The following is a 13,977-nucleotide window of genomic DNA, read 5'->3' as shown; positions in this document are numbered from 1 at the left end:
TTACTAGTTGTAAACGTTTACTTGAGTTTACAAAAATGATAGTATTAAATAAATAATACTAAAAACTATGTATGTTATAATTTTTATCATTTTGATATTTTGTTATTGTATGTTTTTAAAACTCTTTTAGCATCTTCTTTTTTTTGAGTTCCAATTAAAAGTTTTGTATTGTTTTTTAGTTCTAATTGAATACCAACATCACCAGAAACATTTATGCATTTTCCTTTAGATTTGTTCCAAAGAAACCCGCCTTTTAAACCCCAGCCACCATATTCGCCAATAGGGTCGTAAGTTCTTACTTTTGCTGAACTTATCTCATTCCAGCTAATAGTTTTCATAGAAAAGTGAAAAGGGAAGAACTGATAATGAACTCCTAATTCATCTATTCTTGTTTTTAATTTTAAGAAGAAAATAAAAGAAATAGATAATACTATTGCAGAAATTGTAAGAACAAATTCATTGGTTGTCATTTTGGTGTTTTCATCTAAATATTCATTAAAAATAATATAAATGGGTACTATTAAACTGAAACCTAAAACAATGTATAGCCATACTTGTGTAAAACGTTGTTCTTCTTTAAAAATTTTCATTTTATCTATTTTTTTCTCTTTCGAGTAAAATACCTCCAGTATTTTGAAAAATTGAATTTACAACCCAACCTTCTCTAGCATATTGGTTTAACAAGTCTTCATATTTCTGACTTCTATTTTTCCAACCTAATTTAGGAGATACTACTTTATATTCTTTCATCTTTTTTAATTTCTATTATGGTCTATTGATAATAATTAATGACTTAAAGTTCCTGCATTTACAATAGGTGAAGCCTCTTTATCTCCGCATAAAATAACTAATAAATTACTAACCATTGCAGCTTTTCTTTCATCATCTAGTTCTACAATTTGTTTTTTATCTAATTCTTCTAAAGCCATTTCTACCATTTCTACAGCTCCTTGTACAATTTTATGCCTTGCAGCTACAATAGCTGTTGCTTGTTGTCTTTTTAACATGGCAGAAGCAATTTCATTTGCATACGCTAAATAACCAATTCTAGCTTCTAAAACTTCGATTCCTGCAATTGTTAAACGCTCGTCTATTTCTTTTTCTAAAGCTTCAGAAACTTCATTTACACTAGAACGTAATGTAATATCTTCATCATGACCTTCATCCGCAAAATTATCATAAGGGTACATACTAGCCAATTTTCTAACAGCAGCATCTGTTTGTACACGTACAAAGTTTTCATAATTATCTACATCAAAAGCAGCTTTGTATGTGTTTGTAACACGCCAAACTAAAATAGTAGAAATCATTATAGGGTTTCCTAATTTGTCGTTTACTTTTAAACGTTCGCTATCAAAATTACTTGCTCTTAAAGAAATTGTTTTCTTTCTGTATAAAGGATTCGCCCAATACAGTCCGTTTTCTTTAATTGTACCAACATATTTTCCGAAAAGTAGAATAACTTTAGATGTATTTGGGTTTACAAGAATAAAACCAAAGAAACCAATAAAACCAATTAAAGTAGCTAGTAAGAAAGTTGGGTTTTCAGTTTTTATAACCATAATAATACCTCCAAAAAATAAGAGAGCTATTATAAATAACATTAGATAACCGTTTGCGAGTTTGATAATTTTTTCTGCTTTCATTGTAGTTGATTTAAAGTGATATTAAAATGATATCATAAAGATATGTATTATTTTTTGATATTTCCAAATATTTTGATGATTATTTTTATATTTTAGCTGAAAATTAATTTTAAAATTAACTGATGAGAATTACATTACTTTTAATGATAAGCTTTATATTTTTAGCTTCTACACCTATTGATGAAGCTGTAGTTTGGGGACAAAATGGGCACAGAGCAACTGGTAAAATTGCCGAAAACCATTTAACAAAAAGAGCAAAAAAGAAGATAGATAAATTGTTAAAAGGGCAAAGTTTAGCTTTTGTATCTACTTATGGAGACGAAATTAAATCTGATAAAAAATATAATAAATATTATTCTTGGCATTATGTAAATATGGGTTTAGATGAAAGCTATGCAAAAGCTGAAAAAAACCCTAAAGGAGATTTGGTTACAGGAATTAATAAATGTGTAGAAGTTTTAAAAGATAAAAATAGCACGGAAGAAGATAAAGTATTTCATCTAAAGATGTTAGTCCATTTAATTGGAGATTTACATCAACCTATGCATATTGGACAAAGAGAAGATAAAGGAGGAAACACCATACAAGTTCAATGGTTTGGTAACGGAACTAACTTACATTCTGTTTGGGATACTAAAATGATTGAAGAATGGAATATGAGTTATTTAGAATTGGCTGATAACGCAGAAGATTTATCAAAAAAGCAAATTGAAGTTATCCAAAAAGGAACTATTGTAGAATGGGTAGATGAGGTACATAATCTTACTAAAGAGGTGTACAAATCTGTAAAAGTTGGAGAAAATTTACGTTACCAGTATTCGTATGATCATTTTGGAACAGTAAGAACTCAATTGCAAAAAGGAGGAATTCGTTTAGCAAAAGTGCTAAATGAAATATTCTGTTAATTAGTTAATAATAAAATTTAAAGCCTCATAAATTATTTTTTATGAGGCTTTTTTGTTAATAATGAGTTAATTATTGATGTTGTATTTTAAAAAAATGTAATTTTATATAATGATTAAAAAATCAATATTTATTGCAATTCTTTTTTTAGGACTTTTTTCATGTAAAAAAGAAGAGAAAGTTGCTGATTTCAAAAAAGTAACTTCAGTAGAATCTTATACCTACAACGAATTAAAACCGTTGTTAGAAAAGAAAGATTCTAAAACTTATGTTATAAATTTTTGGGCAACTTGGTGTGGGCCTTGCGTAAAAGAATTACCATATTTCGAAAAAATAAACGAGGAGTATAAAAATAAAAATGTTGAAGTTATTCTAGTGAGTTTAGATTTTCCAAAACATGTAGAAAAGAAATTAATTCCTTACATAAATACCAAAAAGTTACAATCTAAAGTAGTGTTGTTAGATGATGCTAATGAAGATTTTTGGATAAAAGATATAGATTCTACTTGGTCTGGTGCAATACCTGCCACTATTATTTATAATAAAAACAAACGTAAGTTTTATAAAAAATCTTTCGATTTTGAAACTTTAGAAAATGAATTACAAACCTATTTAAAATAATAAATTATGAAAGTACTTAAATCAATTTTAGTTTTATTGGTATTTATTTCGGCAACAGCTTTTACATTTAAAACTGCTGACAGTGGTTATAAAATTGGTGATACAATAGAAGATTTTACTTTAAAAAATGTAGATGAAGAAATGATTTCTTTATCAGATTATGAAGAGGTAAAAGGATTTATCATCATTTTCACATGTAATACTTGTCCATATTCTGTGGCGAATGAAGATAGAATAAATGCGCTTTATAATAAATATGAAAATAAAGGATTTTCAGTAATTGCAATAAACCCTAACGACCCAAGTGTTGTGCCTGATGATAGTTTCGAGAAAATGCAAGTAAGAGCAGAAGAAAAGAAATTTAAGTTTCCTTATTTATTAGATGAAGGTCAAAAAGTTTATCCAAAATTTGGGGCAACAAAAACACCTCATGTATATATTGTTACTAAAAATGATATGAAAGTACAGTATATTGGAGCTATTGATAACAATTCTAGAAACCCAGAGGCTGTTACAGAAAAGTATGTAGAAAATGCAGTTGATGCTTTGTTAGCTGGAAAAAAAATAGAAAAAACTGAAACAAGTGCAATTGGTTGTTCTATAAAGGTAAAGCGCTAAAAAGAGTTTATTATAAAAATTAAAATCCCAAGTTTTACTTGGGATTTTTTTTGTCTTTATAATGATAGTTGGATTACTTTTTTAATTCAATTTTAGAATTGCTTTCTTTTAAAAGGTGAATGTAATCTTCAGTTTTAAAAATTTTGCTACTAAATCTAGAAGTTCTGTGTTTTCCTTCATTTTGTCTAGTAATACTTCTAGCAAAACGTCTAACTTCATCTTTACAAGTTAAAATAATACCAGGAATTGGTGCACTTTTCCCATTTTCATCTTTTGCAACCATAGTAAAATAAGAAGAGTTACAATGTTTTTTTTCGCCAGTTCTAATATTTTCAGACTCTACACGCAAACCAACTACCATAGAAGTTCTACCTGTATAATTTATAGAAGCTTTTAGGGTTACTAACTCGCCAACTTCAATAGGATTTAGAAAATCTACTTTATTAACAGATGCAGTAACACAGTAATTGCTAGAATGTTTAGAGGCGCAAGCAAAAGCAATTTGATCCATTAAATTTAGAATATGACCACCATGAATTTTACCACTAAAATTAGAGTGAGATGGTAACATTAACTCTGTAATTGTTAATTGAGATTCTTTAATACTCTTATATTTTTTAATCATCTGTATTATTTTTACTTCTAAAATGTGGTGAGTTTTCTTTTTCTACTTTTGTTATAAAATACTTGGTGTCTCCTAACCAGAAGAAAGTTGCATAGCGTTCTTTATAGGTTAGTTTTACATATTTTCCTTGAAACTTTTGTAAATCATTTGCTACTTTTTCATTTTTATCTTCAACAGAAAATGCAAATATTTGTGCTCCAGAAATACCTTGACTAATTTCTCCTTCCCAAGTTTTTATTAGTACTCCTTTTCTACTAATTTTAATTAATTCGCCAGATCTAACACCTGTACTATATGTAATAAAGTATACAAAAAGATAATACAAAGCAGTTATTATAATTGTAGTACTTATTAAAACGCCAATAATTTTTTTCATAACTCAAAAATACAATTATAATTTATTGAGTTCCTTTTTTTATTAATTAAATGAATAATTCAACATTAATTTTTCCTTTTTAATACCTTTTTTTTCCCTTTCAGACTTTTTTTGTTTTTTAAAAGATTAAATATCAGTTAATTTACGTAGTTGTATAGAAAAGATACTTATTTTGTATTAATTTCATAATTAATATTCAAATTTATGTTTGAACAAGAATATTTAATTAAATTTATAGAAAACTGAATTACAAATAACTAAACCCAATACCAATGAAAAAAAATTACATCTTTAAATTCTTATTATTAATGATTCCTTTATCTGCTTTTTTGCTAATGTCTAGTTCTGGTGGTAGAGGAGATGCAAGATCTGGTTCTCCAGGAGATGGTGGTGCTACTTGTGCTTCTTGTCATAGTGGAGGAAACTTTAATGCTTCTGTGGCTATTACTACAGATATACCATTTAATGGCTATTTATTAAATACAGACTATACTATAAATGTAAATACAAGTTCAACTTCTTCTACACATGGTTTTCAATTAGCAGCAGAAAATAGTTCTAATACAAAAATAGGAACTTTTACAGCGGGAACAGGTTCTAGAGTTAGTGGAGATAGAATAACTCATACAACACCTTCTAATTCTGGAGATTGGTCATTTACATGGAGATCACCTTCATCCGATTTAGGTAGAGTAACTTTCTACACAGCTGTAAATGCAGCTAATGGAAATGGAAATGCTTTTGACGGACAAGACCAAACAGTTACGGGCTCTACTTCTGCACCTTCATTAAGTATTGCAGAAGCAAAACGTTTAGATTTTGATATGTATCCAAATCCTGCGTCAGATAACTTAACTATTCAGTTAGCTTCTAGTTCAGAAATAGCAACAGTAAATTTTTATGATTATACAGGAAGATTAGCTTTATCTAAAGATATTTCTACTAATGATAACAAAATTGATGTTAATAACCTTGCTTCTGGAGTTTACATTTTAAAAGTTGTAACTGATGACAAAATTGGAACTCAAAAATTTATAAAAAATTAATAGATTTTACTTTAAAATATTTAAAACCGATTGTAATTCATACAATCGGTTTTTTTTGTGCGCATTTTTAAAGTAAATTTGTAGCTTCTTAAAAAAGAAAAAATGAACTATATTTTATTTGATGGCGATGTAAGAGATTCTTTATTACCATTTACGTATACAAGACCGGTTGCAGAGATTAGAGTTGGTATTTTAACCATTAGAGAAAAATGGGAAAAACATTTAGGTTTAACAACTACTACAATTACGCAAGAATATTTAGAAGAAAAATATCCGATGGTAGAGTTGGAAGAAAATATTTTAATTAATTCTTCATTTTGTCCATCAGAAAGTTTGGTAGAAAAAATTAAAAACTTATCAAAAAATGAAGCCATCTTTAAAGGTGAAGATGTAATAGCATTTTACACATCCGACTCGCAAGAAGAAGTAGATTTTGATGAATATACTCATATTGAATTTGAAGAAAACCTGATTCAAATTAAAAATACTTGGGATATTTTTTCATTAAATGGAGAAGCAATTCAGCAAGATTTCGATTTAATTACAGAAGGTAGAACTTCGCAACCAATTCCAGATGGAGTTCAAGTTTTAAATAGAGAAAATATTTTTATTGAAGAAGGTGCAGAAATAGTTTTTGCTACTTTAAATGCAACTTCAGGACCAATTTATATTGGTAAAGATGCTTTAGTAATGGAAAATTCCTCTATTAGAGGACCTTTTTCTATGAGCGACAATGCAGTTGTAAAAATGGGAACTAAAATTTATGGAGACACTACATTAGGACCTCATTGTAAAGTTGGAGGGGAAATTAGTAACTCTGTTTTATTTGGATATACAAGTAAAGGTCATGATGGTTATTTAGGAAACTCTGTACTTGGAGAATGGTGTAATCTAGGAGCAGATACTAACAATTCTAATCTTAAAAATAATTATGCTGAAGTAAAATTATGGGATTATGAAACTGGTCGTTTTGCAAAAACAGGATTACAGTTTTGTGGATTAATGATGGGAGATCATTCTAAATGCGGAATTAACACCATGTTTAATACAGGAACTGTTGTTGGGGTTAGTGCAAACATTTTTGGTAGCGGATTCCCAAGAAATTTTATACCGTCTTTTAGTTGGGGTGGTGCTTCTGGCTTTACAGAATATAAAACAAACAAAGTTTTTGAAGTAGCAGAGGTTGTAATGAAACGTAGAAAGATTGTTTTCGATGAAAAAGAACAGCGTATTTTAGAACATGTTTTTGAAGAAACAAAACAATATAGAAACTATTAATTTTTAGTTTTTAAAAGTCAAAAAAAAGACCCAAAATGAGTTATCATTTTGGGTCTTTTTATATTGCTATTTTTTTATTTTTAATTTCTCTCTAAAACACTACCTGAACCAACAGATTTGCTGTCTATATGTTTTGGGTTTCCTTTGTAGTAAACACTTCCAGAACCAACTAATTTTGCGTTAATTTTAGATTTTACAGTGGTTTTAATGCTTCCAGAACCTGCAACGTTTGCAGATAACTCGTCTGTTGTTAATTCATAAGCTTTTACGCTTCCAGAACCTGCAATAGAGCAAGTAAATTCGTTTGTGTTTCCTTCTAACTCTATGTTTCCAGAACCACCTATAGAGGCTTTTAAATCATCTGCATCTACTTTTAACTGAATGTTTCCAGAACCGCCAATACTAGCGCTAAATTTTTTGCTTTTTATTAGTTCTTTGCTAGAAATATTACCAGAACCACCCAATGCCACACTCTCAATATCATTAAAAGTAACGGTTACAGTCATTCTTTTTGTAGTTCTAATATTAACATTATTTTTATACTTTATTTTTAAAGTACTTCCAGAAATTTCAGTTTCTATATAGGGTATAATATTTTCCTCTCCTTCTATTTTAATATTACCTTCTTTTCCTTTAATAAGTATAACATCAAAAGAGCCACCAACAGAAACACCATCATAATCATCAGTTGTTCTGTTTACAGTTACAACATTTCCGTTTCCTTTAATTTTTTTGCTTTTCCCCCACCATTCTTGTGCATTAACAACAAAAGTTAAGGTTAAAAGTAAACTAGTAAAAAATATTTTTTTATTCATAATATAAGTTATTTGATTGTTTTTTAATTGTTTTCTGTGATACTTACACCACCATATTGCGATTTAATTTTTAATCTAGAACTGCTATTTCCTTTTCCGTATTTTCCTTCGTAATATTTTTTAGTAGATTTAGAAATACTTTTAAAAAATTCCATTTTATCATTATCTCTTTTAAAACCTGCATATTGCAAATCTAATTCAAAGTTAAAAACTGCTCCTGGCTCTACACCAATTCTAATACCAGCATATTCACCGTTGATAACTACATTTTCGAAATTTTTAGCTAACTCTTTAACAGTCACAGAACCATATTCTGTATCTATGTTAAGGTTTTTTCTAATGGTTCCAAAACGCATGCTTGTATAATCTGAATTGATATTGATATCATCTGCATCATTTACAGAAACAGAACCATAATCGCAATTAAAATCTATAGTGCCAGCTTTACCTAATTTTAAAGTTGAATAATCTGCGTTTACTCTTAAGTCTTTAGAGTTGTCTATATTTAGTTTAGAATAATCGATATTAACATCTCCGCTATTCATGTAATTAATGGTAGAGGTAGAACAGTAGTCTAAATTGATGTTATTATTAGTTGCTAATAATTCTCCAACAGAAATCTTACCATAATCGCAATTTATATCTGCTTTTCCAAATAATTTGTCTAAATAGATATTTCCATAATCGTTATCTAAATCTACAGAATTTGTTTTTGGCATTTTTACAACATAATTAATTCTATAATTTATGTTTTTGCTTCTTTTCCACCAAGACCAATTATTTTTTTTATCGCCAAAAATAGTTTCTGCTTCAACAGATGATGAACTCGAGTTAAAAGCAATATGAATACTAGAAAGTTTGTCTTCAACAGCATCTAAATCATCACCTTTTACAGTAATTGTAACTTCAATTTCTACTCGATTTTTATCCCAAGTTGTAATATTTAAATTACCATACCTATTGTTTAAAGATACTCTAGCATCAGAGTTTACTGTAAATTCTTTTTTAATAACTCTGTCTTTTTCGTGTTTCTTTTTATCATTATTAGCTATTGCTATTAATGGAAACAATAAGAAGAGTAATGTAATTTTATATATAGATTTCATTGTTTAATAGGTTAGGATTTTTTATTTGTTCAATTTGTTTTAACGTGTTTTCTAAAATGTCTAAACGTCTTTGATAATTTTTTATCATTGCATTTATAATTCTTCTTTGTTTGCCATTTTTAGTCAAATCTTTTACAAACACTTTATAGTTATCTTCTAATTCTTCTAATTCATTTAAAGCACTTTCTATGATGCTTTCTGTATCTAAATTTCTGTTTTTTTCAAGGGTTTTTAATTCTTGATGAATTGTAGACACAAAATAACTTTGTACTTCTTCCATTTTTGGAGATACATCTGCCAAATCTAGTTGTCTTTTTTGATGATTGCTACCCAACCAAAATCCAAAGATTAAAACAACAGAAGCAGCAACACTTAACCATTTCCATGAGGTCTTTTTATATTTTGTAGGCTGATTCAACTTTCGCTCGAAACGTTCTAAATGATTTTGATGCGGTTCGTTAAAATCGAATTCATTTTCAGAAAAAAATTGATGTAATTTATCTTCCATATGCTTGTGCTTTTATATTTTCGGCAAGTAGCACTTGCTTTAATTTCTTTTTTGCTCTAGAAACGGTTGTTCTAACATTTTCATTGGTATAATCTAAAATTTGCGAAATTTCTTCATAATCATAACCTTCAATTAAATGCAAATTCAATACCAATCTATAATTTTCTTTTAAACTCTGTAGGCAACTTAATACGTTTTTGGCTTTTAAACCAGAGTAATCTATTGCTTCTTCTTCAAAATCATCATTAGGAATTACTTCCATTTTAACCTCTTGATATCTAGTGTTTTTCTTTAACTGTGTCAAACTTTTATTAATTACTATTCTTTTTAACCACGCGCCAAAAGTAACTTCACCTTTATAAGAATCCATTTTAGTGAAAACTGTTAAAAATGCTTCTTGCATTATATCTTCGGCTTCAAATTCATCTTTTAAAATACGATAAGAAACATTATACATGGCTTTGTAATACCTTTTATAAATTTCTAATTGCGCGTTTTTATCCGACTTTTTGCAGCGTTCTATAAGGTTGGTTATATGTGGTTGATTAGCTTCCAATAAAACGTTTCTATACTAAAGACAAAACTGTTTTTGAGTTGTGACAGTTTTGCGGAAATAAAAGTAAACTTTTTGTTTTTAGGAAATATTGAAGGAGATTTCCGGTAAAAAAAGAACTATTCTTTCATTGGAAGGGAATTATTTTTTGGCTTGCTTTTATTTTGTGAATATTTATAAATATATTCAGATGATTGTATTTTTTCTGCTAAATAAAAATTTTCATATAGCTGTTTTTCTGTAATTCTTTCTTCTTGAAATGCGGTTTCTATTTGTAGTGTACTTTTTATTTTATTTAATGCCATCATATAAAATAGTGTCTCGCCATTAGACTCTTTTGTAAATTCATAAGTACGCTGTAAATTAATATAATCTTCATTAAGTGTTAACAAGCTTTTTTTACTTAAACCCTTTAAAAAATCAGGATTGTTCAGTAAGGCTCCAATATAATCTGGAAAAGGTAACTTCATATCTCCTAATATGACAGCACCTAAATTGTTTTCATTTTCGGTATCTAAAGGTTTTATTATATTTTTTTTGAATACAATTTTTAAACTGTCTATTCCCTTTTTAATAGAATCAAAAAAATGATCTTGATTATTTGGTTTTATATTCTTTTTTTGATAAGACATTAAACTTTTTAAAGAATCTCTCTCTTTAGTATTTTTAGCTTTAGTAAGATTTGAGGCGATTTGCTTGTAATCAGTGGTTTTAGAATCTGTACTTTCAACATATTTCGATACTTTTTCAATCACGTAAACTCCAGATTCTAAAATTTTAACTAAATCTTCTTTTTCTTTTTCCATTTCATTATCTACACTTACATTTATTGCCATAATTACACCAATAAGTGTAGCAACAGTAGTTAATAAGAAATTTACTAGATTAGAATAACTTTTATTTTTTCCTTTAAGGGAAATAAATAGTAAAATAATACCTGCTAAAACAAGAAAAACATATACTAAAACCATAAAAACGTATTTTTAATTATAACAAATATAAGATTATGGCTTAATTTAAATAGGTTACTGATTAGAATATTAGTTTAAGATTTAATTTGTTTTAAAATATATTTTTAAGGTTAAAGTATTTATTAGATTAAAATTCCTTTGGCACAACAATTGTTTTTATAAAGTAGATTATCAATTTAGGTAAATTTATCTATTTGATAATCAGAATTTTAAAAACAAATAATTGATATTGATTTCTCATCAAAAATAAATCAATGTCAGTATGACACATATAAAGCACATGAGCAAACCAAAAGTATTAAGTATGGACAATTTGTCGCTTCAAAACATGATGAATGAAGATTCGGAGTTAATTCCTTTAATGACGCCAGAAGATGAGGAAATCATCAACAAAGAAAGTGTACCAGAAATTTTACCAATTTTACCGTTAAGAAATACCGTTTTATTTCCTGGAGTTGTAATTCCTATTACTGCTGGTAGAGATAAATCTATTCAGTTAATAAAAGATGCAAATAAAGGAAGCAAAGTAATTGGTGTTGTTGCACAGAAAAATGAGGAGGAAGAAGAACCTGGTTTAAAAGATATTCATACTACAGGTGTTGTAGCCCAGATTTTACGTGTTTTAAAAATGCCTGATGGAAATACAACTGTTATTATTCAAGGTAAAAAACGTTTCGAGATTGATACAATTATTCAAGATGAACCGTATTTAAAAGCAACCGTAAAAGAAGCTGTAGAAGATAGAGAAGTAGATGACCAAAAAGAGTTTGATGCTATTATAGATTCTATAAAAGAACAAGCTTTAGAGGTAATTAAAGAAAACCCAATGTTGCCTTCAGAAGCTTCATTTGCTATTAAAAATATTCAGTCTAATTCGTTTTTGGTGAATTTTATTTCCTCAAATATGGATTTAACTGTAGCGCAAAAACAAGTAATTTTAGAAAAAGACAATCTAAAAGAACGTGCTTTATTAGCGTTAAAAAACCTAAATAAAGAACTTCAAAAATTACAATTACGTAATGATATTCAGTCTAAAACTCGTGAAGACTTAGACCAACAACAAAGAGAATATTATTTACATCAGCAGTTAAAAACCATTCAAGAAGAATTGGGTGGTGTTTCTAACGACCAAGAATTAGAGGAAATGCGCAAGCAAGCAAAATCTAAAAAATGGACGAAAGAAGTAGCTACAACTTTCGAAAAAGAGTTGAATCGTTTAAAAAGAATGAACCCACAAGCTGCAGAATATGGTGTGCAAAGAAGTTATTTAGAATTGTTGCTAGAATTGCCTTGGGGAGAATATACAGTAGATAAATTCGACCTAAAGAGAGCAACAAAAATTTTAGATAGAGACCATTTTGGTTTAGAAAAAGTAAAAGAAAGAATTATTGAACACTTGGCAGTTTTAAAGTTGAGAAACGATATGAAATCGCCAATAATCTGTTTATACGGACCTCCAGGAGTTGGTAAAACTTCTCTAGGAAAATCGGTTGCAGAAGCATTAGGACGTAAATACGTTAGAATGTCTTTAGGTGGTTTAAGAGACGAAGCAGAAATTCGCGGACACAGAAAAACATACATTGGTGCAATGCCAGGACGTTTAATTCAGAATTTGAAAAAAGCGGGAAGTTCAAACCCAGTTTTTGTTTTAGATGAAATAGATAAGTTAGGGCAAAGTCATCAAGGAGATCCATCTTCTGCAATGTTAGAAGTGTTAGATCCAGAACAAAACGAAGCTTTTTATGACAATTATTTAGAAGTTGGGTACGATTTATCTAAAATCCTTTTCATTGCCACAGCAAATAATTTAGGACAAATTCCTTGGGCTTTGCGCGATAGAATGGAAATTATAAATGTTACTGGGTATACAATTGAAGAAAAAATTGAAATCGCAAAAAGACATTTATTACCAAAACAATTAAAAGAACACGGTTTAACAACCGAACATTTAAAGTTAGGTAAAAAACAAATCGAGCAAATTGTAGAAGGTTATACACGTGAATCTGGTGTTAGAGGTTTAGAAAAGAAAATAGCAAAAGTTGTGCGTTTTGCCGCAAAATCTATTGCTATGGAAGAAGAATATGACATTTCTTTATCATCAGAAAAAGTAGAAGAAGTTCTTGGAACACCAAGAAACAGAGACAAATACGAAAATAATGGCGTTGCAGGAGTTGTAACAGGATTGGCTTGGACACAAGTTGGTGGCGATATTTTATTTATAGAATCTATTTTATCAAAAGGAAAAGGAAACCTTTCTATAACTGGTAATTTAGGAACTGTAATGAAAGAATCTGCAACTATTGCTTTGCAATATATCAAGTCAAACGCAGAAGAATTTGGTATTAAACCAGAAATTATGGAGAAATACAACGTCCATATTCACGTTCCAGAAGGTGCAACACCAAAAGACGGCCCAAGTGCTGGTATTACCATGTTAACCTCTTTAGTTTCTTCGTATACACAACGCAAAGTAAAAAACAAATTAGCAATGACTGGCGAAATCACTTTACGTGGAAAAGTATTACCAGTTGGCGGAATTAAAGAAAAAATATTAGCTGCAAAAAGAGCCAATATTAAAGAAATAATTCTGTGTGAAGACAACAGAAAAGACATTTTAGAAATAAAAGAAAGTTACTTAAAAGGACTAACATTCCATTATGTTTCTGATATGAAACAAGTAATAGAAATCGCACTCACAAATCAAAAAGTGAAGAAAGCTAAAAAATTAGTCTAACAAATAAGCCTCCAATATATTTAATTGGAGGCTTATTTTTTTGAAGCTATTTCGCGCTTTCACTACTCGCTTTTTTTCTGAAAAAGAAAAAAGAGCTCAAACAAACCGTTCAATCACGGCTAAACTTGTTTGCTAGCTTTGTAGAGAATTTAAAATTCTAATTGCTTTTTAATTATG

16 protein-coding genes are annotated in these 13,977 nt (G+C 28.8%); 6 read left to right on the top strand and 10 right to left on the bottom strand.

All coding sequences use genetic code 11. The annotated features are described in order from the left end of the window. Positions 1-86: 86 nt before the first annotated feature. Genes H9W90_RS07445 through H9W90_RS07435 form a run of 3 tightly spaced genes read right to left on the bottom strand, consistent with a single transcriptional unit; the run spans position 87 to position 1,646 of the window. Complete coding sequence (locus tag H9W90_RS07445; RefSeq protein WP_187483807.1) at positions 87-590, bottom strand: hypothetical protein; 504 nt, start codon at positions 588-590, stop codon at positions 87-89. Position 591: 1 nt separating this feature from the next. Beyond that, positions 592-750, bottom strand: a complete 159-nt coding sequence (locus H9W90_RS07440) for a DUF4177 domain-containing protein (protein WP_187483806.1) — start codon at positions 748-750, stop codon at positions 592-594. A 35-nt stretch (positions 751-785) separates the two neighbouring features. Continuing rightward, positions 786-1,646, bottom strand: a complete 861-nt coding sequence (locus H9W90_RS07435; RefSeq protein ID WP_187483805.1) for an SPFH domain-containing protein — start codon at positions 1,644-1,646, stop codon at positions 786-788. Between the two features lie 122 nt (positions 1,647-1,768). Here H9W90_RS07435 and H9W90_RS07430 point away from each other — a divergent pair, with 122 nt between their 5' ends. The 3 genes from H9W90_RS07430 (at position 1,769) to H9W90_RS07420 (ending at position 3,788) form a co-directional block, all read left to right on the top strand. Beyond that, positions 1,769-2,551, top strand: coding sequence for a S1/P1 nuclease (locus H9W90_RS07430; protein ID WP_187483804.1), 783 nt, complete (start codon positions 1,769-1,771; stop codon positions 2,549-2,551). 109 nt (positions 2,552-2,660) lie between these two features. Then, positions 2,661-3,170: a TlpA disulfide reductase family protein gene (locus tag H9W90_RS07425; RefSeq protein ID WP_187483803.1), complete on the top strand. Its 510-nt coding sequence runs from the start codon at positions 2,661-2,663 to the stop codon at positions 3,168-3,170. 6 nt (positions 3,171-3,176) lie between these two features. Then, positions 3,177-3,788 carry a thioredoxin family protein gene (locus H9W90_RS07420; RefSeq protein ID WP_187483802.1) on the top strand — a complete coding sequence of 204 codons (612 nt, stop codon included), beginning with the start codon at positions 3,177-3,179 and terminating at the stop codon, positions 3,786-3,788. Between the two features lie 73 nt (positions 3,789-3,861). Here H9W90_RS07420 and H9W90_RS07415 read toward each other — a convergent pair whose 3' ends face one another. Further along, positions 3,862-4,413, bottom strand: coding sequence for an acyl-CoA thioesterase (locus H9W90_RS07415; protein WP_187483801.1), 552 nt, complete (start codon positions 4,411-4,413; stop codon positions 3,862-3,864). Next, positions 4,406-4,789: a 6-phosphogluconate dehydrogenase gene (locus tag H9W90_RS07410; RefSeq protein ID WP_187483800.1), complete on the bottom strand. Its 384-nt coding sequence runs from the start codon at positions 4,787-4,789 to the stop codon at positions 4,406-4,408. Before H9W90_RS07410 ends, H9W90_RS07415 begins: the two co-directional genes overlap by 8 nt. 272 nt (positions 4,790-5,061) lie before the next feature. Here H9W90_RS07410 and H9W90_RS07405 point away from each other — a divergent pair, with 272 nt between their 5' ends. Then, complete coding sequence (locus tag H9W90_RS07405) at positions 5,062-5,835, top strand: choice-of-anchor V domain-containing protein (RefSeq protein WP_187483799.1); 774 nt, start codon at positions 5,062-5,064, stop codon at positions 5,833-5,835. 102 nt (positions 5,836-5,937) lie between these two features. Next, the gene (locus H9W90_RS07400) at positions 5,938-7,113 is read left to right on the top strand and encodes a GlmU family protein (protein ID WP_187483798.1); all 1,176 of its coding nucleotides are present in this window, start codon (positions 5,938-5,940) and stop codon (positions 7,111-7,113) included. 80 nt (positions 7,114-7,193) lie between these two features. On the opposite strand, the gene H9W90_RS07395 is transcribed toward H9W90_RS07400, so the two are convergent. From H9W90_RS07395 to H9W90_RS07375, 5 genes are all read right to left on the bottom strand, one after another. Continuing rightward, the gene (locus H9W90_RS07395) at positions 7,194-7,928 is read right to left on the bottom strand and encodes a head GIN domain-containing protein (protein ID WP_187483797.1); all 735 of its coding nucleotides are present in this window, start codon (positions 7,926-7,928) and stop codon (positions 7,194-7,196) included. Between the two features lie 23 nt (positions 7,929-7,951). Further along, positions 7,952-9,034, bottom strand: coding sequence for a hypothetical protein (locus H9W90_RS07390; RefSeq protein ID WP_187483796.1), 1,083 nt, complete (start codon positions 9,032-9,034; stop codon positions 7,952-7,954). Further along, positions 9,018-9,542, bottom strand: a complete 525-nt coding sequence (locus H9W90_RS07385) for a hypothetical protein (protein WP_187483795.1) — start codon at positions 9,540-9,542, stop codon at positions 9,018-9,020. The genes H9W90_RS07390 and H9W90_RS07385 overlap by 17 nt, the downstream gene beginning before the upstream one ends. Continuing rightward, positions 9,532-10,098, bottom strand: coding sequence for an RNA polymerase sigma factor (locus H9W90_RS07380; protein WP_187483794.1), 567 nt, complete (start codon positions 10,096-10,098; stop codon positions 9,532-9,534). The genes H9W90_RS07385 and H9W90_RS07380 overlap by 11 nt, the downstream gene beginning before the upstream one ends. Positions 10,099-10,214: 116 nt before the next feature. Beyond that, positions 10,215-11,066, bottom strand: coding sequence for a hypothetical protein (locus H9W90_RS07375; protein WP_187483793.1), 852 nt, complete (start codon positions 11,064-11,066; stop codon positions 10,215-10,217). Between the two features lie 262 nt (positions 11,067-11,328). On the opposite strand from H9W90_RS07375, the gene lon reads away from it, so the two are divergent. Then, positions 11,329-13,800 (top strand): endopeptidase La, encoded by a 2,472-nt coding sequence (lon, locus tag H9W90_RS07370; RefSeq protein WP_187483792.1) that lies wholly within the window; start codon positions 11,329-11,331, stop codon positions 13,798-13,800. Positions 13,801-13,977: the final 177 nt, after the last annotated feature.

The sequence above is a fragment of the Polaribacter pectinis genome (assembly GCF_014352875.1).
Lineage (GTDB): Bacteria > Bacteroidota > Bacteroidia > Flavobacteriales > Flavobacteriaceae > Polaribacter > Polaribacter pectinis.
This window is presented reverse-complemented; position numbering and strand designations above follow the sequence as displayed.

Excerpts from the sequence above, each read along its gene's own strand:
- H9W90_RS07375 (WP_187483793.1), bottom strand. The coding sequence starts at position 11,066 with ATGGTTTTAGTATATGTTTTTCTTGTTTTAGCAGGTATTATTTTACTA.
- H9W90_RS07405 (WP_187483799.1), top strand. The coding sequence starts at position 5,062 with ATGAAAAAAAATTACATCTTTAAATTCTTATTATTAATGATTCCTTTA.
- H9W90_RS07435 (WP_187483805.1), bottom strand. The coding sequence starts at position 1,646 with ATGAAAGCAGAAAAAATTATCAAACTCGCAAACGGTTATCTAATGTTA.
- H9W90_RS07385 (WP_187483795.1), bottom strand. The coding sequence starts at position 9,542 with ATGGAAGATAAATTACATCAATTTTTTTCTGAAAATGAATTCGATTTT.
- H9W90_RS07445 (WP_187483807.1), bottom strand. The coding sequence starts at position 590 with ATGAAAATTTTTAAAGAAGAACAACGTTTTACACAAGTATGGCTATAC.
- H9W90_RS07425 (WP_187483803.1), top strand. The coding sequence starts at position 2,661 with ATGATTAAAAAATCAATATTTATTGCAATTCTTTTTTTAGGACTTTTT.
- H9W90_RS07410 (WP_187483800.1), bottom strand. The coding sequence starts at position 4,789 with ATGAAAAAAATTATTGGCGTTTTAATAAGTACTACAATTATAATAACT.
- H9W90_RS07420 (WP_187483802.1), top strand. The coding sequence starts at position 3,177 with ATGAAAGTACTTAAATCAATTTTAGTTTTATTGGTATTTATTTCGGCA.
- H9W90_RS07400 (WP_187483798.1), top strand. The coding sequence starts at position 5,938 with ATGAACTATATTTTATTTGATGGCGATGTAAGAGATTCTTTATTACCA.
- H9W90_RS07390 (WP_187483796.1), bottom strand. The coding sequence starts at position 9,034 with ATGAAATCTATATATAAAATTACATTACTCTTCTTATTGTTTCCATTA.
- lon (WP_187483792.1), top strand. The coding sequence starts at position 11,329 with ATGACACATATAAAGCACATGAGCAAACCAAAAGTATTAAGTATGGAC.
- H9W90_RS07430 (WP_187483804.1), top strand. The coding sequence starts at position 1,769 with ATGAGAATTACATTACTTTTAATGATAAGCTTTATATTTTTAGCTTCT.
- H9W90_RS07395 (WP_187483797.1), bottom strand. The coding sequence starts at position 7,928 with ATGAATAAAAAAATATTTTTTACTAGTTTACTTTTAACCTTAACTTTT.
- H9W90_RS07415 (WP_187483801.1), bottom strand. The coding sequence starts at position 4,413 with ATGATTAAAAAATATAAGAGTATTAAAGAATCTCAATTAACAATTACA.
- H9W90_RS07440 (WP_187483806.1), bottom strand. The coding sequence starts at position 750 with ATGAAAGAATATAAAGTAGTATCTCCTAAATTAGGTTGGAAAAATAGA.